21 protein-coding genes and 3 tRNA genes are annotated in these 24,285 nt (G+C 53.7%); 19 read left to right on the forward strand and 5 right to left on the reverse strand.

The features are described from left to right. Positions 1-58 precede the first annotated feature (58 nt). From N512_RS0115160 to N512_RS0115180, 5 genes are all read left to right on the forward strand, one after another. Positions 59-820, forward strand: a complete 762-nt coding sequence (locus N512_RS0115160) for an outer membrane protein assembly factor BamD (protein ID WP_025012059.1) — start codon at positions 59-61, stop codon at positions 818-820. Between the two features lie 266 nt (positions 821-1,086). Continuing rightward, positions 1,087-1,162, forward strand: a tRNA-Phe gene (locus N512_RS0115165). A gap of 52 nt (positions 1,163-1,214) precedes the next feature. Beyond that, positions 1,215-1,301: transfer RNA gene (locus N512_RS0115170), tRNA-Leu, on the forward strand. Positions 1,302-1,341: 40 nt separating this feature from the next. Beyond that, positions 1,342-1,428, forward strand: a tRNA-Leu gene (locus tag N512_RS0115175). 165 nt (positions 1,429-1,593) lie between these two features. Continuing rightward, a complete protein-coding gene (locus tag N512_RS0115180; protein ID WP_028780878.1) occupies positions 1,594-3,216 on the forward strand; it encodes a methyl-accepting chemotaxis protein in 1,623 nt (540 codons plus the stop codon). Positions 3,217-3,425: 209 nt separating this feature from the next. Here the strand turns inward: N512_RS0115180 and N512_RS0115185 are convergent, their stop codons facing one another. Further along, on the reverse strand, positions 3,426-5,288 hold the full coding sequence (locus tag N512_RS0115185; protein ID WP_025009057.1) for a methyl-accepting chemotaxis protein: 1,863 nt from the start codon (positions 5,286-5,288) through the stop codon (positions 3,426-3,428). Between the two features lie 293 nt (positions 5,289-5,581). Between N512_RS0115185 and N512_RS0115190 the strand changes: the two genes are divergently transcribed. The 4 genes from N512_RS0115190 (at position 5,582) to N512_RS0115205 (ending at position 8,786) form a co-directional block, all read left to right on the forward strand. Next, positions 5,582-6,538 carry an ornithine cyclodeaminase family protein gene (locus N512_RS0115190; RefSeq protein WP_028780879.1) on the forward strand — a complete coding sequence of 319 codons (957 nt, stop codon included), beginning with the start codon at positions 5,582-5,584 and terminating at the stop codon, positions 6,536-6,538. 237 nt (positions 6,539-6,775) lie between these two features. Then, a complete protein-coding gene (locus N512_RS0115195; protein WP_371873330.1) occupies positions 6,776-7,333 on the forward strand; it encodes an RNA polymerase sigma factor in 558 nt (185 codons plus the stop codon). Continuing rightward, entirely contained in the window at positions 7,330-7,851 is a 522-nt protein-coding gene (locus N512_RS0115200) for a hypothetical protein (protein ID WP_025009055.1), read from the forward strand. Before N512_RS0115195 ends, N512_RS0115200 begins: the two co-directional genes overlap by 4 nt. Further along, entirely contained in the window at positions 7,848-8,786 is a 939-nt protein-coding gene (locus tag N512_RS0115205; RefSeq protein WP_028780881.1) for a DUF4097 family beta strand repeat-containing protein, read from the forward strand. Before N512_RS0115200 ends, N512_RS0115205 begins: the two co-directional genes overlap by 4 nt. Before the next feature lie 47 nt (positions 8,787-8,833). Here N512_RS0115205 and rsuA read toward each other — a convergent pair whose 3' ends face one another. Next, positions 8,834-9,526 carry a 16S rRNA pseudouridine(516) synthase RsuA gene (rsuA, locus tag N512_RS0115210; protein ID WP_025888802.1) on the reverse strand — a complete coding sequence of 231 codons (693 nt, stop codon included), beginning with the start codon at positions 9,524-9,526 and terminating at the stop codon, positions 8,834-8,836. Positions 9,527-9,762: 236 nt separating this feature from the next. On the opposite strand from rsuA, the gene N512_RS0115215 reads away from it, so the two are divergent. From N512_RS0115215 to N512_RS0115235, 5 genes are all read left to right on the forward strand, one after another. After that, complete coding sequence (locus N512_RS0115215; RefSeq protein WP_037475245.1) at positions 9,763-10,281, forward strand: sugar O-acetyltransferase; 519 nt, start codon at positions 9,763-9,765, stop codon at positions 10,279-10,281. 189 nt (positions 10,282-10,470) lie between these two features. After that, positions 10,471-12,570 (forward strand): M13 family metallopeptidase, encoded by a 2,100-nt coding sequence (locus tag N512_RS0115220; RefSeq protein WP_028780883.1) that lies wholly within the window; start codon positions 10,471-10,473, stop codon positions 12,568-12,570. Between the two features lie 142 nt (positions 12,571-12,712). Continuing rightward, on the forward strand, positions 12,713-13,495 hold the full coding sequence (locus N512_RS0115225) for a RelA/SpoT domain-containing protein (protein ID WP_028780884.1): 783 nt from the start codon (positions 12,713-12,715) through the stop codon (positions 13,493-13,495). Positions 13,496-13,563: 68 nt separating this feature from the next. Further along, positions 13,564-13,968: an SMI1/KNR4 family protein gene (locus N512_RS0115230; protein WP_028780885.1), complete on the forward strand. Its 405-nt coding sequence runs from the start codon at positions 13,564-13,566 to the stop codon at positions 13,966-13,968. A 60-nt stretch (positions 13,969-14,028) separates the two neighbouring features. Then, a complete protein-coding gene (locus N512_RS0115235) occupies positions 14,029-14,532 on the forward strand; it encodes a DUF4447 family protein (protein WP_025888809.1) in 504 nt (167 codons plus the stop codon). A gap of 46 nt (positions 14,533-14,578) precedes the next feature. On the opposite strand, the gene N512_RS0115240 is transcribed toward N512_RS0115235, so the two are convergent. Further along, entirely contained in the window at positions 14,579-15,205 is a 627-nt protein-coding gene (locus tag N512_RS0115240; RefSeq protein ID WP_028780886.1) for a glutathione S-transferase family protein, read from the reverse strand. Between the two features lie 226 nt (positions 15,206-15,431). Next, positions 15,432-18,014 carry a TonB-dependent receptor gene (locus N512_RS0115245; RefSeq protein ID WP_028780887.1) on the reverse strand — a complete coding sequence of 861 codons (2,583 nt, stop codon included), beginning with the start codon at positions 18,012-18,014 and terminating at the stop codon, positions 15,432-15,434. 166 nt (positions 18,015-18,180) lie between these two features. On the opposite strand from N512_RS0115245, the gene N512_RS0115250 reads away from it, so the two are divergent. The 5 genes from N512_RS0115250 (at position 18,181) to N512_RS0115275 (ending at position 23,659) form a co-directional block, all read left to right on the forward strand. Continuing rightward, positions 18,181-18,726 carry a PH domain-containing protein gene (locus N512_RS0115250; RefSeq protein WP_028780888.1) on the forward strand — a complete coding sequence of 182 codons (546 nt, stop codon included), beginning with the start codon at positions 18,181-18,183 and terminating at the stop codon, positions 18,724-18,726. Between the two features lie 8 nt (positions 18,727-18,734). Next, positions 18,735-20,003 (forward strand): Nramp family divalent metal transporter, encoded by a 1,269-nt coding sequence (locus tag N512_RS0115255; protein ID WP_156029240.1) that lies wholly within the window; start codon positions 18,735-18,737, stop codon positions 20,001-20,003. A gap of 9 nt (positions 20,004-20,012) precedes the next feature. Beyond that, entirely contained in the window at positions 20,013-21,176 is a 1,164-nt protein-coding gene (locus N512_RS0115265) for a serine hydrolase domain-containing protein (protein WP_081737185.1), read from the forward strand. Between the two features lie 104 nt (positions 21,177-21,280). Beyond that, the gene (locus N512_RS0115270; RefSeq protein ID WP_025009045.1) at positions 21,281-21,745 is read left to right on the forward strand and encodes a DUF1456 family protein; all 465 of its coding nucleotides are present in this window, start codon (positions 21,281-21,283) and stop codon (positions 21,743-21,745) included. Positions 21,746-21,970: 225 nt separating this feature from the next. Beyond that, positions 21,971-23,659, forward strand: a complete 1,689-nt coding sequence (locus tag N512_RS0115275) for an NAD-dependent malic enzyme (RefSeq protein WP_028780891.1) — start codon at positions 21,971-21,973, stop codon at positions 23,657-23,659. Between the two features lie 45 nt (positions 23,660-23,704). Here N512_RS0115275 and N512_RS0115280 read toward each other — a convergent pair whose 3' ends face one another. After that, the gene (locus N512_RS0115280) at positions 23,705-24,142 is read right to left on the reverse strand and encodes a DUF3069 domain-containing protein (RefSeq protein ID WP_025009044.1); all 438 of its coding nucleotides are present in this window, start codon (positions 24,140-24,142) and stop codon (positions 23,705-23,707) included. Between the last annotated feature and the right edge of the window lie 143 nt (positions 24,143-24,285).

Raw genomic sequence — 24,285 nt, forward strand, 5'->3', positions numbered from 1 at the left:
TTTTATCGTGAAATGGAAAAATTCTTAACTACAACTTACTCAAGAATCGAATTCAAGTATGCATAATATTGCCAAAGGCGCTGCCATAGCCTTTTTTTCGCTGGCCATTGTGGCCTGTAGCAGCAAACCGGAAGACGACTTAATTACCAGCAAGCTGTCTCCGGACGTTCTCTACTCCCAGGCCCGCACCTCTATGGAGCTGGGTAACTATACCAAGGCTGTGCGTTCACTGGAGGCATTGGATTCCCGCTTCCCCTTTGGCCCACACAAGACTCAGGTTCAGCTGGATCTGATTTATGCCTACTATAAGTTGGATGATACCCCGTCGGCAGTCGCCAACATCGACAGATTTATCCGCCTCAACCCCACCCACCCGGATATTGACTATGTCTACTATATGCGTGGACTGGTGAATATGCAGGCCGACAACTATCTGTTCCATGACATGCTCAATATAGACAGAAGCGACAGGGATCCTCAGTTTGCCCTCGATGCCTTCAAGGACTTCGAGCGTCTGATCAAGACTTATCCCAACAGCAAGTATGCGGCCGACGCCCAGAAGAGAATGCAGCACCTGAAGAATCGTCTGGCGCTGTATTCGGTTAAAGTGGCCGAATACTACCTGAAAATGAATGCCTGGAGCGCAGCCGCCATCAGGGCCCAGTCTGTAATGGAAACCTATCCAGGCACCCCATCGATAGAGCGCGCCCTTGAGATCATGGCCACCGCCTACGATGAGCTGGGTCAGGAGCAGTTAAAACAGCACGTACTCACTGTCATGCGTGCCAACTATCCGGGGAATGACCTCCTCAAGGATTAATCCCTTAACGCCCCACTTTCACGTGGGGCGTTTTGTTTTCAGAGCAAGACCAAGCCCTGCCCCCCTTAAGCTTCAGGATCCGGCTTTCCAGGTCGAGTTTTCGATTTGGCTAATTCACCCCTAGCCCAGTAATGACGCGGCTTTCGCTCAAAAGCTAAGCAATACGCGCCTTTTCGAGTAAAACTTGCTCAAACACGCGATATTTTGAAATATTTATCAGAAAAGAGTTGACTCAAAACCGTAAAAGTCTTTTAATGCACGCCGTCGCCCGAATAGCTCAGTTGGTAGAGCAGCGGATTGAAAATCCGCGTGTCCCTGGTTCGATTCCGGGTTCGGGCACCACCTTCAACTTTAAGGTGCTCAGGCGACTGAGGAAATTGCAAGGCAGTACAGTGCAGGTGTGGTGGAATTGGTAGACACGCCAGCTTCAGGTGCTGGTGCCCTCACGGGCGTGGAAGTTCAAGTCTTCTCACCTGTACCACTTTGCAATAATAGTTAGCTGTACGTTAGACTCTAAGTGTGCAGGTGTGGTGGAATTGGTAGACACGCCAGCTTCAGGTGCTGGTGCCCTCACGGGCGTGGAAGTTCAAGTCTTCTCACCTGTACCAATCATTTAAACCTCGCGATGCGAGGTTTTTTTGTATCCAAAATTTGCCTCTCTCTCGTCTCACGCGCTTCATACTTTTTTGCTATACCTTTTGTATGGCTCAACAAATTGGAATGACAGAGCCTGATCCAAGGATGTATTACCCTCTGGACTAAGGTTCTCAAGCATGAAGTTACAACTGAAACACAAGATGTTGCTCGGTATGGCCGTGCCTCTTCTCTTGATGCTGCTACTCTGTGGTATCGCCATCAATATCATGAACAAAATCGACTCAGGGGTAGAAAATATCTACAGCGACCGGGTTGTACCACTCAAAGATCTCAAAAGCATTGGCGATGATTATGCCGTCTTTGTCATAGATGCCATCAATAAGGCCAATGCCGGAGACTTCAGTGCCGAACAAGCCAGAACCGCACTGGATGAAGCAGACAAGAGCATCAAACAGAGATGGCAGGACTACACAGCTACTCAGTTAACCGCCAGAGAGTCACAACTGGTCAATGAGGCCAAGCGGCTGTTTATTCCCGCCGATGAGCAAATAAAACGTCTGCAAAATAAATTGGCCACCATGAGCGGTAATATTCAGGGCCAGCTCAGCCAGGAAATTATTCCTCTCTATCAGGTGATAGACCCCATCAGTGGCAAGATTGCCGAGTTGGTGACCCTGCAATTGGATGTCGCCAGGCAGGAAAGAGATCAGGCTCAGAACCTTTACTCCTCTTCCGTTGTGCTGTTTATCTCTCTGGTCAGTGTGGCAATTATCGCCAGCTTGCTGCTCAGTGTTTGGGTCAATCGCAGCGTCATGTTACCCATAGGCGATATTCTCACCCAGCTGAAGAAAATTCGCAGTGACTCAGACTTAACCGTGCAGTTCAAAACCTTCAACGCCGACGAGCTGGGGCAGATATCCGATAACTTAAGAGATGTGATATCTCACCTCAGGGGGATACTCAACAACATTGCCAATGCCGCCAATACGGTCAGCGACTCGGCGACCGAGCTCTCAAGCTTCACCCAACAAACCAACGAGCGCATGCACAGACAACAGGCCGAGACAGAGCAGACGGCTACCGCCATGAATGAAATGACCGCCACAGTCTCCGAAGTAGCCCAAAGTACCACGGCCGCTGCCGACTCGGCCCACAGCGCCGATGCCAGTGCCGCCAATGGCGATTCAATAGTGCAGGAGTCGATTGCCAGCATGGTGGCACTCTCAGCGCAAATTCAGGGTACGGCGCAGGTGATCACCCATCTGGCCAATGAAAGCCAAAACATAGGCAGGGTACTGGATGTGATTAAGGGAATTGCCGAGCAGACCAATCTGCTGGCACTGAACGCCGCCATTGAAGCGGCCAGGGCCGGCGAGCAGGGCCGGGGTTTTGCCGTGGTGGCCGATGAGGTAAGAACCCTTGCCAGTCGCACCCACAGCTCAACCCAGGAGATTGAGTCCATGATAGCCACCCTGCAGACAGGTGTGCAGGAGGCGGTGACAGCCATGGAGCAAGGCATCACTCAGGTCGAGCAGGCCAACAGCAAGGCCAATATGGCCGGCGAGGCCTTGAAAGAGATAGTGGTGTCAGTCGACTCCATCGCCCAGCTCAATACTCATATCGCCACCGCAGCCGAAGAGCAAAGCAGTGTGGCGGAGGATATCAATCGCAGCATTATGGCAATAAGCGACATCACCCAACAATCGGCCCAGGCAGCCAACGAGTTGACCGAGTCGGTCAGCAACTTAAGCCATCTGGCGGAAAACATGCGCGCCGAAGTGGCCCGCTTCCGACTCTAACTCGCTGAGGGCCCTTCGGGGCCTATTTTTTATTCCCTGCCAGCTCCAAGCCTTTTGTGAACCAAAAACCTTTACTTCAATCCCTGACAGACTCCTCGAAAAAAGCCGTCTGCACAGCAGAGCAAAAAAGAGCCACAACCGCTAAAGACTACGACTGCAACTAAAACAAAACCGCGGACATGCCGCGGTTTTCGCCTGTGCCTGGAAAGCTAGATTTTGAATTGGCTCACCGCCTGATGCAGGTAATCGGCGCGGTGGCGAACCTCATCGGATGCAGTGGCATTCTCCTCTGCCGCCTGAGCCGATTCTTCGGCAATATCGCGGATCACCACCACGTTCTTGTTCACCTCGGCGGCCACCATACTTTGCTCTTCAATGGCGGCGGCTATCTGAGTGCTCATGTCCATGATATTGGTGACATCGGCATTGATCTGCGCAAGCAAGGTGCCGGCACTGGCCGCCTGTTGGGCACTCTCACCGCCCTGCTTCTGACTCTGCTCCATGATATCCACAATCGAATGGGTACGGCTCTGCAGGGTTTGAATGATGCTGGCAATCTCTTCGGTCGACTCCTGAGTTCGCATCGCCAGACTGCGCACCTCATCGGCCACCACTGCAAAGCCTCTGCCTTGTTCTCCGGCCCTGGCCGCCTCAATGGCAGCGTTCAGTGCCAACAGATTGGTTTGTTCGGCGATACCGCGGATCACATCCAGTACGCTGCCTATGGTCTGACTGTCTTTTTCAAGCTCGGCCACCACATTGGCCGAGTCATCCAACTGCTGTGCCAAAGACTGGATCTTGCTGATGGTATCCTCAACGCCAATCTGGCCTTCCTGGGCGTTGTGGTGGGTCTGCTCCGCCTTCCCGGCGGCCAGTTCGGTATTCTTGGCAATCTCGTCTATGGTGGCGCCCATCTCGGTGATCGCTGTGGCAACCATATCGGTTTCATTCAGCTGCTTGGACACACCTTCCGAGGCGCTGATGGCATTGCGGGACAGCTCTTCACAGGACTGGCGCATGGCATCAACAGATTCGATAACCTGCTCGATCAGCTTCTGGAAACTCTCCACCATGCTGTTGAAATGACGTCCTATCATGCCCAGTTCATCGTTGGAGCCCACATCGCAGCGTAGTGACAGATCTTTTTGCTGCTCAATGCGGGAAATAACGCCTGTGATACGCTCGACCGGCCCCATGATGCTGCGGATAATCACCACAGTGCTAATCACCAGCACCAAGGCGATCAGGCCAAACAGCGCCAATCCCAGCATGAAGCTGTTCTGCTGCTCGTTTTCCACCTTGGCTATCGCCAACTCTCTCAGCTTGGTGGATGAGCTTTCCGTGGCAAAGATCGCCTCTCGCAGCTGCCCCATCATGCCCTTGGACTCGTCGAGTCCCAGCTGCTGTTCCTTGGCCACCAAACTCTTGAAGCTTTGCTGGTACTTGCTCATCAGTTGCTCAATATTGCTACGAACACTGTAGTCCAGCAAACTGGCGCTCAAGGCTTCATTGAAGCGTTCAATATTGCTATCAAACTTATTGAGGTAGCTGAGATCCCGCCGCAACATAAAGTCTTTCTCGTTACGCCTCAGTTGCAGCATCAACACCATAAGCTCAGGCACGTTATGTTCTGCCACCAAGCTTTCGACATTGTGCACCGCAGAGCGTAACTCACCGTAGAGGCCACTCTTGGGATCCAGGCCTATCTCCTGTTGCAATTTCACCACCCCGGCAAACAACTGTCGGTAGCTGGCCAAATCACGGTTAAAGCTGTTTATCGGTGCCTCGGGGAGATCATACTCCTTGAAGATGACCGCCAACTCTTGCATCAACTGCGCCGTGGCCTGTGCTTCCTGCTGATGTATCTCGACATACTTGAGATCCTGGCGGCCAAAAAAATCCTTTTCATTCTTGCGCATGCTTAATACTTCTTTGTCCAGCTCAACCACTTTCTGGATGGCGATGGACAGTTCAGTCTGCACCGAGCTGGAATATTGCTGCAGTGCAAACATCAATACCAAGGCGCCTATCGAAACAGCGGCACTCAGTAACAACTTGTGGCGAATAAGCATGGTGTTACCTCAATAAAAAACAGTCACTCTAAAAAAATAGTCGCAATTCTGTTGCCGTGTTAGCTGAGTTAATCCGGTAACAAAAATGTCACCTTATATTGTCAATGATTAACCTATTGAAAAACAGTCACTAGCCTTGTCACAGTGCAAAAAAAACTAAAAAAAATTCTATTAACTGAGTCAAAAAAACCGAAAGCGCCAAGCATCTGTCTTTCATGAGGGTTTTTGCCTTTCAAACAACAATTGCATACAGTATTCAAAAATTTAAAATGCACACAAGGAAGCGCAACACCATGAAAATAATTCCAGCAGAGCAAATCCAACAGGTGTTGGATTTCCCATCCCTGATAACCGCCCTCAAACATAGCTTTGCCAACGCCCCCGATCTTCCCAAGCGAAATCTTTACCCGCTGGACAAGAGCAGCAAGGATGCCTTCGCCGTACTACCGGCTTGGGATGATTCGGCAATTGCCGTCAAGGCATTCAGTTACTTTCCGGAAAACCCCAGTCGCAACGCCGAGCTCAAGAGCCTCTACTCGCAGATACTGTTATTCAGCCGGGAAACAGGTGAACCCTTGGCTTTACTTGATGGCACCAGCATTACCTACTGGCGTACAGCGGCCGTCTCGGCCTTGGCCGCTGCCTCACTGGCACGGGAAGATGCCAGTCACCTGCTGCTGTTCGGCACTGGTAATCTGGCAAGCTATATGGCACTGGCTCATGCCGCCGTCAGACCGATAACCGAAATCGCTATCCGGGGCCGCAGCCGGGATAAGGCTGCCAGAGTAATGGAACTGATAGGCGCTAAACGCCCGGATATCCGACTCAGTTTTTGCGAGGAGATAGAGCGGGATGTTGCCAACGCCGATATCATCAGCTGCGCCACCGGCAGCCCCGTGCCTCTGTTTGATGGCAACTGGGTAACATCCGGCACCCATGTCGATCTGGTAGGCAATCATCATCAGGATGCGCGGGAGTGCGATACCGAGTTGGTGCTCAGATCTCAGGTCTTTGTCGATAACCGCAGCAATGTGTTTGCCGAGGCCGGAGAACTGCTGCTCCCCAAGGCTGAAGGCGTATTCCAACTAGAGCAGGTTAGCGCCGAGCTGGCCGAGCTTTGCCGCGCAGAACACAGCGGCAGACAAAACCGCGAGGAAATCACCCTGTTCAAGAGTGTTGGCAGCGCCTTGGGAGATTTATCGGCCGCCAATCTGGTGTATCGCACCCTGTATCCAGGCGATAACACTTGAATCTGCCCGCTCCCGGTCATTGGACTCGGCCAAATAACTGCAACAGAATAAAGCGTAGAAAACAGCCGATAATTGACAGTTAACAATAAAACCTAATAGATTGATTAACAATGACTTTTAAATAGAATACTTCAGTAAGCAAAATACTGGAGGATTTTTTTAATTCTTTTTTAAACCTTTTAAGCGGGTCAAACTATCCAATTACCATGACTCGCCCAAACCATTAAGGACAGCCCAGTGAATGCCAGCCCGCAGCTGACAGAAACCAGATACCAGCAAGAAGTGGACTTCCCGCTGGTGCAGCGTGCCCGTTTGGGGGACAAGCTTGCCTTCGCCGAGCTCTACCGTCTGCACCATGGCAGAGTCTATGCACTGTGTTTGCACCTGGCCGGCCAGGTGCCACTGGCAGAAGAGATGACCCAGGACTGCTTTATCCGTGCCTGGGAGAAGCTGGACCAATTCCGCGGTGAAAGCAAATTCAGTACCTGGCTGCACAGCCTGAGCGTCAATCAGGCATTGAGTAGTTTGAAGAAACAGCGCAGCTTCTGGGCCAGATTTCTGCCTGTGACCACAGAGGCAGACACAGAAGAGTCGACCACAACCCACACGGAGGAAACCTCTGTGTTGGAGCGTAAGATCCTCAAGTTACCCGAGCGGGCCAGAGTCGTGTTTGTGCTGTTTGCCATTGAGGGCTACAGCCATGAAGAGATAGCCGCCATGATGGGCACAAGTACCGGCACCAGCAAGGCGCAGTACCACAGGGCAAGAAACTTGCTTCAGGAGATGTTGTCATGAACAAGCAGCCAACATTGGAACAACTGATAGAACAACTGCCACGGGAAAAAACACCCGAGCGCGACCTCTGGCCTGAAATCGCCGCCAGGCTGGAACAATCTCAGCCACCCAAGGCCGCAAAATCCAGCAACGGCTGGCGCAATCTGGCCATCGCCTGCAGCCTGCTGTTGGTGTCCCTGCTCGGCTATCAGGGATTGCAGCAAACCCAAAGCCGCGTCGACCCACAGATGCTGGCCATGCTGGAGCAGTTGCAGTATCAACACCAACAACAGGTGAAACAACTGGAAGCCAGTGTCAATTTCGGCCAATGGCAAAAAGTCAGCATGACCACGCCGCTCAGTCGCGGCATAGATGAACTCAGGGAAGCCGCAACGCAGATATTCCAGGCACTAAAACAAGACCCGACCGATCAACAACTTTGGCAACTCTGGCTTTGGGTACAGCAAAGGGAGATAGAGCTGCTCACCCGGGGTGAACAACTGCCCACTCAACTCGACCAACAAGGAATCAGCATATGAACAAGATATCACTAACCCTACTCTCCTCAGCCCTGCTGCTGAGCCCGGTATTGCAGGCGGCCGAGAAGGTCGATCAAAGCGCGGCGCTGGAGTCCGGAGCTAAATTGAATATCAAGATCCAACGGGGTGAGGTGAAGATCCGCAGTTGGGACAAGGCTGAAGTCGCCATCAAGGGCAAGCTGGATGAGCTCAGTGAAGGCCTGGTGTTTGGTCAGCAGGGCGGCAGCTTTGTTATCGAAGACAAGCTGCCAAAGAGCTATAACAGCCGGGACAAAGACGGCTCAAAGCTGGAGATCTTTCTGCCCGCCACAGTCAATATGAAGCTTAAAGGCGTTTCCGCCGATTATGACCTTCAAGGATTGGAGGGTGAGATCAGCTCGGCCAATGTCAGTGGCGATATCAAGGGCCAGGATCTCAAAGGCAATCTGCAACTGACAACGGTTTCCGGCAGTATCCTCACCCAGAGGAACCAGGGTGAACTGTATCTGGAAACCGTTTCCGGCGACATTGAGGATAAACAGAGTCTGGGCAAGGTGAGTTATCGCCTGGTGAGCGGCAAACTGAACGCCGAGAGTGATGCCATTGAAGTGGAGCTGGATCAGGTCTCGGGCAAGAGTCAGTTGACCCTGAAGGCTCCCGAGTCACTCAAGGCCAGAACCGTCAGTGGCGACTTGAGTATTGCCATGCAGAGCCTGGCCGGCAATGCCAATGTCGATAGCGTCAGTGGCGATATTGAACTCAAGTTTGCCAAACTGCCGAATGCCGCCTTTGATATCAGCGGTGGCCCAGGCGGCAAGATTGACAACCAACTGACTCAGGACTCACCGAAAAAAGCCAAGTACACCAAGGCTGAATCGCTGCAGTTCCAAAGCGGTTCCGGCCAGGCCGATGTCAGTATCAACACCATCAGTGGCCGGATTAAACTGCAGCAATAATCAGCTGTATCGCACCAAGGCCTCCAGCTGGCCTTGGTGCCTTTTCTTCAGCCTACCGAGGCTATCTCGGCTTCGGTCAGATAACGCCACTCACCGGGTTCCAGTTCACTATCCAGCTCTATGGCGCCGATTGACTCACGATGCAGGGCTTCCACTTTGTTGCCCACAGCGGCAAACATACGTTTCACCTGATGATATTTGCCTTCGGTAATGGTCAACAAGACTTCGGTCGGGCTAATCAGCTGCAGCTGCGCTGGCCGGGTCAGCCCCTCTTCCCGGTGCAGCGCCAGGCCGGCGGCAAATTGCGGGATCAAGTCTTCAGTAACAGGGGTGGCCAGCCACACCCGGTAGCGTTTGCCGCATTCCTTCTTGGGAGAGGTTAGCTTGTGTGACCACTGGCCATCGTCGGTAATCAACACCAGACCTGTGGTATCGGCATCCAGGCGCCCGGCAATGTGCAGGCTCTCGGGCTTTTCTATCTCCAGTAGACTGATGACCGAAGGATAGACTTCATCCACGGTTGAGCAGATGGTATCGACCGGCTTATGTAACATCAGATATCTGTTGCCTATCAAGCTGATAGGTTCACCATCGAAACACACTCTCATGCCATCACGCACCTTGAAGCTGGAGTCCTTGACGATTTCACCATCGACACTGATTTCACCGCGGTGCAGCGCCTTCTTGGCCATGGAACGGGTCAGCTCTGTAGACTCACAGATAAATTTATCTAAACGCACTTGGCTATCCAACCTCTTGAGTTTATGCCGTGTCAATTGCGCGCCATTATGGAGCCTGACGGACTAAAGGGCAAAGACTTGCTTGCGTACCAGCTACACCGGCTGCAGACTCGGGATATCCGCCTCACGATAAGGCCATCTAGCCTAATATGCAGACCGATATTCAAGACTCTCAAGCCGCCAATAACTCCTTGACTGAAACCGACAACCCGGCCTTGGCGAAAATTTATCACAAGATGATCAGCGGCGAGGAATATTGCTGTGTGGATCCTGAACTGCTGCGTTTTCGTGCCAAACAGCAAGGGCTAAACCGCAAAGCCAATCTGGATCCCGATGGCCATATTCCTCCAGGACTACTGCCCAATCTGGCACCGAATGCCATGATCTGCACGCCATTCTTTGTCAGTTATGGCATCAATCTGCAACTGGCATCCGGAGTATTTATCAATACCAACGCCACTTTGCAGGACAATGCCCCCATCACAATCGGCGCCAACAGCATGCTGGGCCCCAATGTGCAGTGCTATACGGCAACCCACCCGCTGGAGGCAACTCCCCGCATTGCCGGGTTGGAAACCGCCCGCGCCATACATATAGGTGAGCGGGTCTGGATCGGGGGTGGCGCCATCATATTGCCAGGCGTGCACATAGGTGACGAGGCTGTCGTCGCAGCAGGCAGCGTGGTCACCAAGGATGTACCCGCCGGCACCTTGGTGGCCGGAAATCCAGCGAGGGTCAAACGCTCACTCAAATAAGCGCCTGTAACCTTTGCTTACAACTCCCGCGCCGCAGAGGCTCGCTGTCGCCGCTGCGGGACTTGTTTACATTCCCGCACTAGCCTTAACATAGGCATCACTGCGGTTTTCCCGAACAAACGGGTGTGCAGCCAATCTGATAAAAATGCCCCCTCGCGGGACAGCAAAGAACAAAGAAAAGGAAACAGCATGAGAAAAGTACTCATTGGGGGATTGTGTGCCTCACTCATCGCAGGCCTATCTGCCTGTAATGACAAAACGGCTGAGACCCAGGCTGAAACAGCCAAACAGCCGGAAGTCGCCAAAACCGCAACTGCCGCCGCCGTCAGCCAAGCTCTGGGCTCGGGAATTGAGTTTGCCAACTTTGACAAGTCTGTTCGTCCTCAGGATGACTTCTATACCTATGTCAACGGCGGCTGGATCAAGAACACAGAGATCCCGGCAGATCGCACCAGCACAGGCGCTTTCTATGATCTCAGGGAAAAATCCCGTGACGATGTCAAAGCCATTATTGAAGAGGTGGCGCAGAGCAAAGATCTCAAGCCCGGCAGTGACGAGCAAAAAGTGGCCGACCTTTACCGCTCCTTTATGGACAGCGATACGCTCAACCAGCTGGGGATCAAGCCACTGGAGAGTGAGCTGGCAATCATAGATGCCATCAAAGACAAGCAAGCTCTGGCGGCCTACTTCGGCAAGAGCCAAATTCTCGGTGGCGGCACGCCCATGGCCTTCTATATCGATGTCGATGCCAAGGACTCTAGCCGCTATGCCACCCATATCTGGCAATACGGCCTGAGCCTGCCAGAGAAAGACTATTACTTCAACGAAGGTGAGCGTTTCGTCAACATTCGCAAGGCCTTTGTTGAGCATATCGCCAAGATGTTCACCCTGGCCGGTTTCGCCGAGCCACAGCAAAGCGCCGAAGCCATCATGAAGCTGGAAACCGCCATCGCCGCCAAGCATTGGGATGTGGTTGAAAGCCGTGACAGCACCAAGACCTACAACAAATTTGAGGTCAAAGAACTGTCAACACTGGCGCCGGATATCGACTGGAACGCCTACCTGACTGCGCTTGGCGCCGACAAGCAAGCCGATATCATCATCAATCAGCCCAGCTTTATCGAAGGCCTGAACCAGATAGTCAAAGACACAGATCTGGCGACCTGGAAGACATATATGCGCTGGCAGCTGTTGACCCACTTCGCCTCAGATCTGAGCGAGCCGCTGGATAAAGAAAACTTCGAGTTCTTCGCCAAGACACTCAACGGCCAGCAAGAACAGGAACCTCGTTGGAAGCGCGGTGTAGCCAAGGTCAACAGCCTGCTGGGTGAAGTCGTGGGTAAAGTATACGTCAAGCGCCACTTCGCCCCTGAAGCCAAGGAGCGGATGGAGCATCTGGTGGAAAACCTGCGCGGTGCCTACGCCGACAGCATAGATGAACTTGAGTGGATGGGCGCAGACACCAAAGTCGCCGCCAAGGAAAAACTGGCCAAGTTCAACCCGAAAATCGGCTATCCCGACAAGTGGGAAGACTACAGCAAGCTGACTATCAAGGCTGACGACCTGGTCGGTAACGAGATCCGCGCCGGTGAAATGGAACATCAGAAGCAACTGGCCAAGTTGGGCAGCCCCATAGACAAGGGCGAATGGCACATGACGCCACAAACCGTCAACGCCTACTACAACCCGACCATGAACGAAATCGTGTTCCCGGCCGCCATCTTGCAGCCACCTTTCTTTAATATGGCTGCCGACGATGCCGTCAACTATGGTGGTATAGGTGCGGTTATCGGCCATGAGATGGGGCACGGCTTTGACGATCAGGGTGCCAAGTTCGACGGCGAAGGCAATATGCGCGACTGGTGGACCGAGCAGGATCTGAAAGAGTTTGCCGCCCGCGGTAAGGCGCTAATCGCCCAGTATGACGGCTACTATGTGTTTGACGACCTGCACGTTAACGGCAGTCTGACCCTGGGTGAAAACATCGGCGATCTCTCTGGTGTCACCATAGCCTACAAGGCCTACAAAAAATCCTTGGCGGGCAAAGAGGCTCCGGTAATCGATGGTCTGAGCGGTGATGAACGCTTCTTCCTCGGCTTCGCTCAAATCTGGCGCGCCAAGATCAAAGAGGAAGCCATGCGCAACCGAGTGGCCACAGATCCTCATTCACCGGCCAAGTTCCGCGCCATAGGTTCACTGTCCAATATGCCGCAGTTCTACAGCACATTTGACGTGAAGCCAGGTGACGGCATGTATATTGAACCGGCCCAGCGCGTGAAAATCTGGTAATTTTACGCTTGCCAACAAAGGCGCCTCAAGGCGCCTTTGTTTTTAGATGAATAAAGTTTCATTTGAGGTTCAGCAAGGGTTCAGAGCCAAGTGCTACATTGGAGTCAAAGCCACTTAGAAGTCATTCTGGATGCGAGGCCCCATGACCCGATTATTCCGCACTTTCCTGGTTTTCCTGTTATTGCTTTCGGCGCGCACCGCCTACGCTCAGCCTTCAGAATATGAAGCTGAACTGAGAGAAGACAGCAGTTACAGCCTGCGCCAAAACTCGGCCATCCCATTCAATGCCCTCAAGAAACAAAGCTTCAGCGCCCCAAGGCAGCCCGTTTCCAGCCTCAATGCCCTCTATAAGCAGGCACCTTTGGCACAAAATGAATTGCACAGTCTCCTGTCACAGATAGCCAATCAGAGCGAGACTGAGCTGCTCCTTGCCAAAGTGAAAGAGCGTCAACGGGCCGAAGCCAAGGTGGCGCACAAGCTGAATAACGACCCCGCCGCCCTGACAGATCTGGTGCGAGCCACCCTGATAGCCGACAACCTTGATGACCTGCAGCTGGCCTTTGACACCCTGAATAAACAGGCCAATGTGCTACAGGTCAAAGACAGGTTTGCCCAGCCCAAGGCCTCAGGTTATCGGGATATCAACCTGCTGCTGCAGCTGCCGAAAAGTGGCCTGATTGCCGAAGTCCAGTTGCACTTAAGGGAGATTGCCGCCATCAAAAACGGCGCCGAGCACCAAGTCTATGAAGAGGTGCAGGCGATGGAACGCAAGGCTGCCCGCGAGCAAAGGCCTTTGAGCGAGCTGGAACTGGCCCGGATCCAGAAGCTGCGCCAGGAATCACACAAGCTGTACCACAAGGCCTGGTTGGGTTATAAACGCCAACAAACCCAGACTCTTGGTATAGAAAATACCATAGTCGCCTGACAAAGCTTGTCAGCGGCCAACAAGCCGCTATACTCCAGCGCATTGACCCTCGGCCAAAGCGTAAAATCATGCATGAAATCATAGAGCAACTGCAGGAACTGTCAGAGCAGGTTCCCGTACCGCTGGATCTGCCCGGCTTTGACGATCTGGTGGATATCGAAGAGCAGATACTCATCCCTCTGCCTTCGGAGCTGAAAGAGTATCTGCTGCATGCCAGTGATGTTATCTATGGCAGCCTGGAGCCGGTGACCGCTGCCGATCCCCAGTCCCACACCTATCTGCCGGAAGTGACCTCCTATGCCTGGTCGCTGGGAATGCCCAGAGATCTGATTGCCATTTGCCAAACCGGCGATGACTTTTACTGCATAGATCAGGAAGGTGTGGTCTACTTCTGGAACCAGGACGGCCTGGATGAAGAAGATTGCTGGGAGTCATTCTGGCAATGGGTCGAAGACGTCTGGCTGCAAAGCTGACACAAGCAGGCACGCCCAAGGCGCCCCGCCATCAGACAAACAGAAAAAACAGGAAGCATTATGTCCAAACAATATCCGCTCAACGCCATCGAGTTTCAGTGCCTGCGCCAATCTCTTGGCTTGGGTACCGCCCAGGCCGCCGAGTTGCTGAAAGTCGATGAAGCCGAGTTGCTCTCCTGGGAAACGGGCGAGGCGCAGGTAAGCGAACTGGCCCAGAAAAAACTGCTGGAAATCGATGATATTATCGAGATGCAGGTGCTGAACACCTGTGACGGTATCGAGGCCATGTTCAAGAAAGAACCCAAGCGCCGTTTGGCCTTTGTGGTTTATCCCACCCAGGCGATTTACACCCAGTACAACCCTGAGTTTTTAAGCTCGTTGCCACTCACTGAGCTGTACAACACCGCTGCCTGGCGGATCAAGAAAGAGTGCAAACTGGTGCTGGAAGTGGATATCAGCCTGGTGCCATTGGATGTGGAATCCTACAAGGCCTTCAGAGAGCAGCAAGGCGGGTTGGGTGAGAGCCGCGAAAGCCGCGCCAAGTGGGCGGCCGCGCAGCTCTGAAATATCACGGCCCTGAAATACCGCGGCTTTGAAACCAGAGTTTGAATTAATCAGTTAAATTGGCGCTGGCTTTGTCCAGCGCCTTTTTCATTGCCGGACGCAGGTTAAGCCTGTCTCGGTAAGCCGCCAGTTTTGGCGGGATCTGCTGCTCAAAAATGGTGGCCCAGTTCAGGGTATGGGCCAGCAGTATATCGGCCACAGTCAATTCATCACCGAGCAAAAATGGGCTATCTGGCAACCACTGCTCGGCAATGGCCGCGGCCTTGTTGAACTCCCATACGGCCGTGGCTTGAATCGCCGCCACCCGCTGCTCCTCCGGCAAGGCAAACCTGTGCTTGCCCATGGTCCATAACGGCTGCTCCAACTCGGTTATCACAAAGCTCAACCATTGATGATGATGCCCGGAGGCTGCCGTGCCTGGCTTGGGCAACAGACGCCCCTCACCGTAACGCTCGGCCAGATAGAGCATAATGGCCGCCGATTCGGTCAATACCAGACCGTCATCCTCGAGCACGGGGATTTTGCCGCAGGGATTAAGCGCCAGGAACTCAGGAGTGCGATTCTGCTGCTTGGCCATATCAACAAAGTGAAACTCCCAGGGCAGTTCCAGCTCTTCCAACAACCAGGAAACCCGCAGCGCCCGGCTTCGCGGCGTGCCATAGAGTCGAATCATATTACTTTCCTTAAATTGCCCTGTCGCCATAAGCAATGGCTAACGCAGGTATGGTGGCAGAAAAGGCGCCCGCAGGCGCCATGATGATAAGGTCAACAACAAGATACTCCCACTGCCTCAAGCTTGTCACTCTGTCCTTATTTCTCGGCTCTTATGTATCACCTCTTATCTCAACTCTCCAGCATCCGACCCTTGCCAGTTTGCCATCAAGGGCCGGGTGCCTGCCTCAGAAGTTAAGACTGACCTTGGTGTAGATGAAACGGCCTCTGGGGTTGTGCACAGACATCACATAGCCATAGAGATCCGCATCGCCATCGCCTATGGCAAACGGCGGCTCTTCATCCAACAGGTTATTGACCCCGAGCGTCCACTTGAACATCTCGTTGAAACGGTAGGAAGCCTGCAAGTCCACCAGGAACTGGGCATCCACCATACGTGACTTGTTCTCGGTAAAGTCGAGGGCGCCGTCGAAGTTGATGTCCGGCGTATCCTCAAATTCGCCTATGTAGCTGACATTGAGGTTGGCGGCAAAGTCGCCCATGGTCCAGTTAGTGCTGGCCAGCCAGCGGTACTGGGGATACTCATACTCGCCGGTATAATCCAGGCCGTCCTTTTCAAACTTGTCCAGATAGCTCCACTCAAGACCAAACTTGAGATCGCCATAGTTGTCCAGTTCCAAGCCGTAGTGAGCCGAGATATCCAGGCCCTGAGCCTCCTGGGAGCTTAAGTTAACAAAGCTTGAGTGAATCACATCAAGCACCCCGAGCGGCTCGCCACCGGCGGGGGGCAGACGCACACAGATAGCACTGTTTTGATCATTACAGTTGGCGGCATAGATATCGCCCAGAGGCTGCTCGTCTATCTTGTTGTCCTGGGTGATGTTCCAAATATCGAAGCCGATATCGAACTTCTGGCTCGGCGCCCAGATCATGCCTATGTTCCAGGTTTCCGACTCCTCGGCGTCCAGATCCGGGTTACCGGCAAATACCGTGTTGTAATCCAGCACCTCACAGTCGGCCTCTGAGATACCCTGAGCGGCGCAGGCATAGGTATCTTTAAAGAAGTTACTCTTTTCCGAAGGGCCCAGGCCTATCTGGGCCAGCGATGGCGCCCGGAACCCCTGGGCCCAGGAGGCGCGCATGCTCAAGTCTTCTGTCATGCCCCAATGGAACGCCACCTTGGGATTGGTGGTGGAGCCAAAATCGCTGTAGTGATCGTAGCGCCCCGCCAGTTGCAGCTCGAAGCTGTCGGTCACCGGAATGGAAAACTCCAGGTAGGCGGCATACTGATCGCGCTCGGCCGCGGCGGAAACCGCTTCAGTCCCGAAGATAAGCCCGCGCTGGAACTGCTCATCGGGCACATCGCTAACATCCTCTTCTCGATATTCCATCCCGGCAGCCAGCATGATATCCCTGTCTGCCAGGGTAAAGGCATGCCCCGAAATGCTGGCATCATAAGCGGTAATATGTGACTTGCCCTGACGCACCAGACTGGTGGTAATGGCATCTATCACTTCGGGTGAGTTGATGGTGCCGCCAAAGGGGTTGTAGTTGCCGAGATTGATTTGCTCCTGCAGATAGTCCACCCGCACCCAGCCCTGGCTGCGATCCCCTGTCTGGGTCGACTCACTGCGCCCCTTTTGGGCCGAGACTTCCCAGTCCCACTCCTTGAAGCTGCCGCGCAGACCGGCCACCAATCTCAAGCTGTCGGACTCGATATCCCAGCGGCGGGGACCGGCATCCACTGTGCGGAAGCGGCCTATGTCAATGTCCTGACCAAAAGGATTGTTGGGATGTGAACCGGGAACCGTCAAACCTGCAGTTTCATCCAGCGGTGTGGCGGCACCACCGGCCTTGGAGGTATTGTGCTGAGCCGCCAACTCCAAAAAGGCGGTCAGGGAGTCACTCAGGTGATACTCAAACTGACCTATGGCGCCTATGCGCTCGGCCTCGGGGATCACCAAGTTATAGGGGCCATAATCGAACAGGCAGCTGCCGCTCGATGTGGCGGAATCGGCCGGACAAGCCGGATCTATGGTCTTGACGCCATTGACATAGAAATACCCCGGAAAACCCCGGGAAGAACGGAAATCCTCCCCGCCCCAGGGCGACTGATTGGCGGTACCAAACTGCCCCATCTCATCGGCACTCAGGGTCGAGTTGCTGAAATAATCCAGGATCACAGACGCGCTGCCCTTGTCACTCATGGTGCCCCACACCAGACTGGCGGTCTTTTCGTTGTAATTGGGGCCATCTGTGGCGCCATAGCCGAGATTGACTTCAATGCCTTCGATGTTTTTCCTCAGCACTATGTTGACCACCCCGGCGATGGCATCCGAGCCATAGATGGCCGAGGCGCCGTCCTTGAGTATATCTATCCGCTCAATGGCCGATACGGGAATGCTGTTGATATCGACAAAAGAATTGCTGACCCCTTCGGCAAAGGCACTGATGGAAACCCGGCGACCATTGATCAGCACCAGGGTCGCATCCGGCCCCATGCCACGCAGGCTGATGGCGGCGGCACCGTTGGCGGTAGAGTCCTGGCTGTTGCCGCGGGTGGAGAAAGTGCCGGCCCCGGCCGCCGGCATCCTTTCCAGCAACTGCTGCAGGTTGTCGTAACCCATGTTGGCAATATCTTCTTTGCCTATGGATTGAATGGGCGATGGGCCTTCCATATCGGTACGTTTGATCCGCGAGCCTGTGACTTCGATGCGCTCCACAGACTCCTCGGCCGCGAAGGATTCACCGGCAGAGGTCAAGGCAAGTGCCACGGCGCAGGCACTCAGGGTGAGGTGAGGTCTGTTCATAATCATCCCTAATTTCTTCAGTTGTTTTTTGGAAAAACAACCACGACTACAAACTTCCGTGTTGTCATATTTTTATAACATTTACCAATTCAACTTAACTCTTTAATATCTAAAGTCAATGCCTCTAACTGGGGTAAATTTGATTTTACTGATATAGGAAGTCGTCATGTCCACAGCCGCCGCGCCACTGCTTCAGGCCCGCTTTGCCGATAATCTCGGACTCTATTGGTTGATGTCTGGTGTGTTCACTCTCTACCTCAGTATTATCGGCATTCCCTTGTTGCTGCTATGGCTGCCCATTGGCTTATGGGGCACACGCCGCTATATCGCCAACATGAGCGCCGAGCTGACCGAACGTAAGCTAGTGGTGCGCCGCGGCCTGCTGACCCGCACCGAAAATACTGTGCCCTTGGATAAAATCACCGACATGGCGCTTATTAAGGGGCCACTGATGCGCCTGTTCGGTCTGAAGAAACTCAAGGTGGAAACCGCCGGACAATCCGGCAATGACGCCCTGATAAGCCTGGTTGGCATAGTCGATGCTGACGGATTTCGCGCCGCTGTGCTGGCACAAAAAGAGCGTTTGGATCACAAGGAGCCAAGCTCGAATGGACATGACAGCAACCATGAGCAACTGATGTTACTCAGGGAGATCCGCTCCTCACTGGTCAATATCGAATCCTTACTGGCCCGGGAAAAGAGCGCGCCATGAATGACACCATGCTGAATCGCAAAGGTTTTTCTTTCACTCACCTTAGGCACCTAATGGCCGCCATGGGCCCGGGCGTACTGGTGGCCGCAGCGGCCATAGGCGCCTCGCATCTGGTGGCTTCAACCCGCGCCGGCGCCGAATTTGGCTGGCAGTTGGCCTGGCTGGTGGTGCTGGTCAATCTGCTCAAATATCCCTTCTTTGCCGCCGGAGCCAGATACACGGCGGCGGCCGGCGAGAGTCTGCTTGAGGGCTATCTCAGGCAAGGAAAAGGCTATCTGTGGCTGTTCAGTCTGCTCAATCTTGTTGCTGCCATTGCCAGCACCGCCGGGGTCAGCATGCTGAGTGCCGCCATGCTGACTCAGTTTGTGCCGCTCGGCATAGATATTCTGTCTTTTATCGTGCTCTGCACCAGTTTGCTGCTGTTGTTGCTTGGGCGCTATAGCCTGCTTGATCGCATGACCAAAGTTGTGATGGCGCTGTTGACCCTGGGCACTCTGACAGCCGCTGCCATGATGCTGGGGGTGGAGTCTGTGCTGGATAAAGACTTCGTCTCCCCCTCTCCCTGGCAATGGGCCTATCTTGGTTTTTTGATCGCCATGATGGGCTGGATGCCGGCACCGATTGAAGTCAGCGCCTGGAACTCACTGTGGCTGCTGGAGAAACAGCGCATCAATCAACAGCAAGCCGCTCTGAGCGCTGCCCAGGCCAGGTTGGATTTCGATATCGGCTATTGGCTCACCGCCCTGCTGGCACTGGTGTTTCTCAGCCTGGGGGCCGGTGTCATGCATGGCTCGGGAGCCTCCTTTGCCGACTCGGGAGCCCAGTTTGCCGGGCAGTTGATCTCTCTCTACGCCAGCGTGCTCGGGGAGTGGAGCCGTATGCTTATCGCCTTGGTGGCGCTGCTGTGTATTTTCTCCACCACTGTCACTGTGCTCGATGGTTACAGCCGCACCCTGGATGCCGGTTGGCGCCTGCTGCTTGAGCGCCGCCCCAGCGGTAAACGCCTGGCTGGGATCATGCTGGTTATGTCGCTGCTGGCCTTGCTGCTGATCCTGTTCTTCAAGGGTGCCTTGCTATCACTGTTGGAATTGGTGATGATCCAGGCCTTTATGACCACCTGTATTTTTGCCTGGTTGAATCTACGGCTGATGAGTTCCAAAACCCTGCCGACTGAGGCCCGTTACGGCAGAGGCATGCAACTCTGGGGCTGGCTGGGACTCGGTTACCTGTTTGGCTTTGCGCTGCTGTTTATCTATTGGTATTCCTACATCAAATAAGGAAGTTGCATGAACTCCTCACCGCTGGCCCAGCCGCGCTTTTTAGGACTAAAACTCTCATCAACAGTCAAAGGCATGAGCATGGCCTGCCTGCTGGGATTCACTCTTAGCCTAAGCGCTGCGCCGAGATCCGAACAAAAGCCGGCACCGGGCAAGGGTTCGGCACCATCTGTCTGCCACAGCCAAGAGCTGACACGACAGCTGCAGCTGATAATCAAGCAAAACCCCCTGCCCTTCAGCGGCGTAATCGAGTTGAGGCAAGGTAAAAAGACACTGCTGAGCCATGCGGCCGGAGAAAGCCAGGGCAAACCCATCACCTCTGATAGCCAATTTGTGCTGGGTTCACTGTCAAAGCAAGTGTTTGCCGTCTTGGTGATGCGGGCGATAGAAAGAGGCGATTTCAAGCTCAATGACAGCGCCGCTGCCCTGCTTGGCAAAGAGGCCGAACTGGATCCGGCCATCACAGTTGCCATGTTGCTGAGCCACACATCCGGCATAGGCATCCAAGGACAAGCCTTGCTGTTCACCCCTGGCAGCGATTTTAAATACAGCAATGACAATTATTGGCTGCTGGCCGAGATCCTCAAGCGTGAAGGCAGCAGCAGTACCCAATTGCTGCAGCGCTTCTTTGATGCCGAGGGGCTTGAGCTCAAGGCCCGCACCGGCAGTATTGAAAGTATTCAGGAACAGTTACCCAATCTGGCGATAGGAAGAACCGAGACTGACAGCGGCTTTGAAAGTGTGGCCGAGCAGTTGACCCTCACAGATAAGCTACTGGCCAGCGGCGCCCTTATTGGTTCCGCCTCCGCCTTTGCCGACTTTCAGCAGGCCCTGCATCAGGGGCAACTACTTAGCCGTGGCGGCTATCTGCAGTTGCTGGCGCCGAGAGGCAAACGCCCCCATCGTTGGGGCGAGTTGAATTATGCCGCCGGAATACAACTGAGCCCTGAGTTGCCCCTGGAGTTCAGCCACAGTGGTTACATAGCGGGTTATATCAGCACTGCGATTTATTATCCGGACTCGGGCTTCAATCTGGTGGTGCTGGAAAACACCTCTTGGTCACTCAAAGATATAGGCCGGGTGTTCGCCCTTCACGACAAGCTGCGACAAGCGGTGCGCGAAACGGCCGCGAACTGTCCACTGGAAAAAGCGGCAAATCTGCCCGGCTTTTAGGTATAATGCCGCAATATTGCGGAGCCTCCGCGCCTAACGCACCTAAGTCAATCGCCAGACAGTGTTAAAACTAAGCCGGGAGTCAAACCGGCCCAGGGACATTCATGACCAACAACGATATTCTGCGCCGCTTGCGCTTTGTCTTTAATTTCAACGACTCCAAGGTATTGCGTCTCTACGCCAAAATGAAGCGTGAAATGAGTGAAGCTGAGCTGGCCGGCCTACTCAAGAAAGAAGATGAAGAAGGGTTCCGTCCCTGTGACGATCGCACCCTGTGCCAATTTCTCGATGCCGTGATCATCGACAAACGCGGCCTGCGTCCTGGCAGTGGCATTCCGCAGCCGCTACCCAGCCTGAACAACAACATCATCTTCAAGAAACTCAGAATCGCCTTGGAACTGAAAGAAGAAGATATTATTGCCATTCTTGAACTGGCCAACTTCCGCATCGGCAAGGCTGAGCTGAGCGCCCTGTTCCGCAATCCTGAACACAAGCATTACCGCTACTGTGGTGATCAGTTGATGCGTAACTTTATCAAGGGCTTGTCACTTAAATACCGCGGCAAGTAAACCAACAAGCAACGGCTGATATCTCCTTTGGAACCAGGCATCCGCCTGGTTCTTTGTTTTGTGTTGTGCCCCCTTTAGGCTCAGACCACCCCGGTTTGCCGCGTTTTAAACAAAATTTTTGCTCAAGCCCTCGCCTACAGGCAACAAAGATCACATTTCGTGGTAACCTATGCGGATTTAGATCACAGCCCGTCATCCACAAGCAAAGAACATAAAAGGTTAGCCATGGACGATAATAAACGCCCCTTATATCTGCCTTTTGCCGGTCCGGCTATTCTCGAAGCGCCGTTGATCAACAAAGGTAGTGCATTTACCGAGGAAGAGCGTATTTTCTTCAACCTCGAAGGCCTGGTGCCCTACGTGATTGAAACGATCGAAGAGCAGGCCTCACGTGCCTACGATCAGTTCAAGAACTTCAGCAATGATCTGGACAAGCATATCTATCTGCGCAACATCCAGGATACCAACGAGACCCTCTTCTATCGTCTGGTTCAGAACCACATCACAGAGATGATGCCTATCATCTACACCCCAACCGTCGGGTTGGCCTGTGAACGCTTCTCCAAAGACTACCGCCGTAACCGCGGCCTGTTTATCTCCTATCCGAACAAGGATCGCATCGACGACATCCTCAACAACTCCACCCGTCACAAGGTGAAGGTGATAGTGGTTACCGACGGTGAGCGTATATTGGGGCTGGGCGATCAGGGGATCGGCGGCATGGGGATCCCGATTGGAAAGCTGTCGCTCTACACCAGTTGCGGCGGCATCAGCCCGGCTTACACTCTGCCCATTACCCTGGATGTGGGAACAGATAACCCGCATCTGCTGGAAGATCCCATGTATATGGGTTGGCGACACCAGCGCATAGGCGGTGAAGAATATCTGGAATTTATTGAAGCCTTTATGCAGGCGGTTCATCGCCGCTGGCCCGATGCCTTGATCCAGTTTGAAGACTTCGCCCAGAAAAACGCCATGCCGCTGCTGGAGCGTTACAAGGATAAATACTGCTGTTTCAATGATGACATTCAGGGAACCGCCGCCATCACAGTTGGCTCACTGCTCGCCGCCTGTAAGGCCGCCGGCACTCAGTTGAGCCAGCAAAGAGTTGCCTTCCTCGGCGCCGGCAGCGCAGGCTGTGGCATCGCCGAAGCGATTATTGCGCAGATGGTTTCCGAAGGGATCAGTGATGAGCAGGCCAGACGCCAGGTATTTATGGTCGATCGCTGGGGACTGTTGCAGGACAATATGCCCAACCTGTTACCATTCCAACAGAAACTGGCGCAAAAGAGCGAAGAGCTGCAGCAATGGAGCAACTTCGGTGACAACATCTCATTGCTGGATGTGGTCAACAACGGCAAGCCGACTGTGCTTATCGGGGTTTCCGGCGCCCCAGGGCTGTTCAGCGAGGAGATCATCCGCGCCATGCACAGCCACTGCCCAAGACCGATAGTGTTCCCGCTGTCCAACCCCACCAGCCGGGTTGAAGCCACGCCCAAGGATATTCTGCATTGGACCAATGGCCAGGCACTGGTTGCCACCGGCAGTCCCTTTGAGCCTGTGGTCATAGACAATCAGACCTATGAAATCGCCCAGTGCAACAACAGCTATATCTTCCCCGGCATAGGCCTTGGAGTATTGGCCAGTGGTGCCAAGCGGGTCTCCGATGAGATGCTGATGGCCTCCAGCCGCGCACTGGCGGAATGCTCGCCGCTGGCACTCAACGGCAGTGGTTCTCTGCTGCCTAAGCTGGAAGAGATCCAGAAGGTCAGCAAGCACATCGCCTTTGCCGTCGGCAAGGTCGCCATCGAACAGGGTCACGCTTTGCCGACTTCCGACGAGCTGCTGTTGCAGGCCATAGAAAGCAATTTCTGGCAGCCTGAGTATCGCCGCTACAAACGTACTTCCTTCTAAGAGCGTCCGTGCCCATAAAAAACCGGCTTTATGCCGGTTTTTTATTCAGCCATTGGCTATCACATCTCGGATACTGTTGAGTAAACGCCTGTCAGTACGGGCCTTTTTCAACTTGCGTACACTCTCCTTAAGCGCCGACTGTGAAATACGCTCAAACATGCCACCGTATTCCTTCTCGGCAATGGCCTCGTCGGTATCCGCCAACTGGGCGATATCCTGGGCCATCAAACTCAGTTGCAACCAGGCCGACGCGATAAAAAAGCCGTGAAAATCGGCTCTCGGCAGCAACTTGGCGGCACTTGGCGGCAACTTATCCCAAGCCTGTTTGAACTCGGACTGCTTATCATCCAGCAATTCTTCAAACAGATTATCATAGGCTTCTTTCAGCGCCGTGGGCAACTTATCCATAGGCAGTACCTGGGAGCAGATATTGATGGCGGCGCTTCGCGCCTGCTGCCGGTATTGAGCATCAACTTGAGTCATGGTTTTTTCCGTCTAAAAGCGATTGGCGGCGAGTATAGCACCGGCAATCAAGGGCAATCCATCTGAAGTTGGTATCAAGGAACCGGGGAGCAAATACGGCGAAAACAAGTCGGTAACCGAATTCATCCCTTACCGGCAAGCGA

The sequence above is a fragment of the Shewanella sp. 38A_GOM-205m genome, from assembly GCF_000518445.1.
In the GTDB taxonomy this organism is placed as follows: Bacteria; Pseudomonadota; Gammaproteobacteria; order Enterobacterales; family Shewanellaceae; genus Shewanella; species Shewanella algae.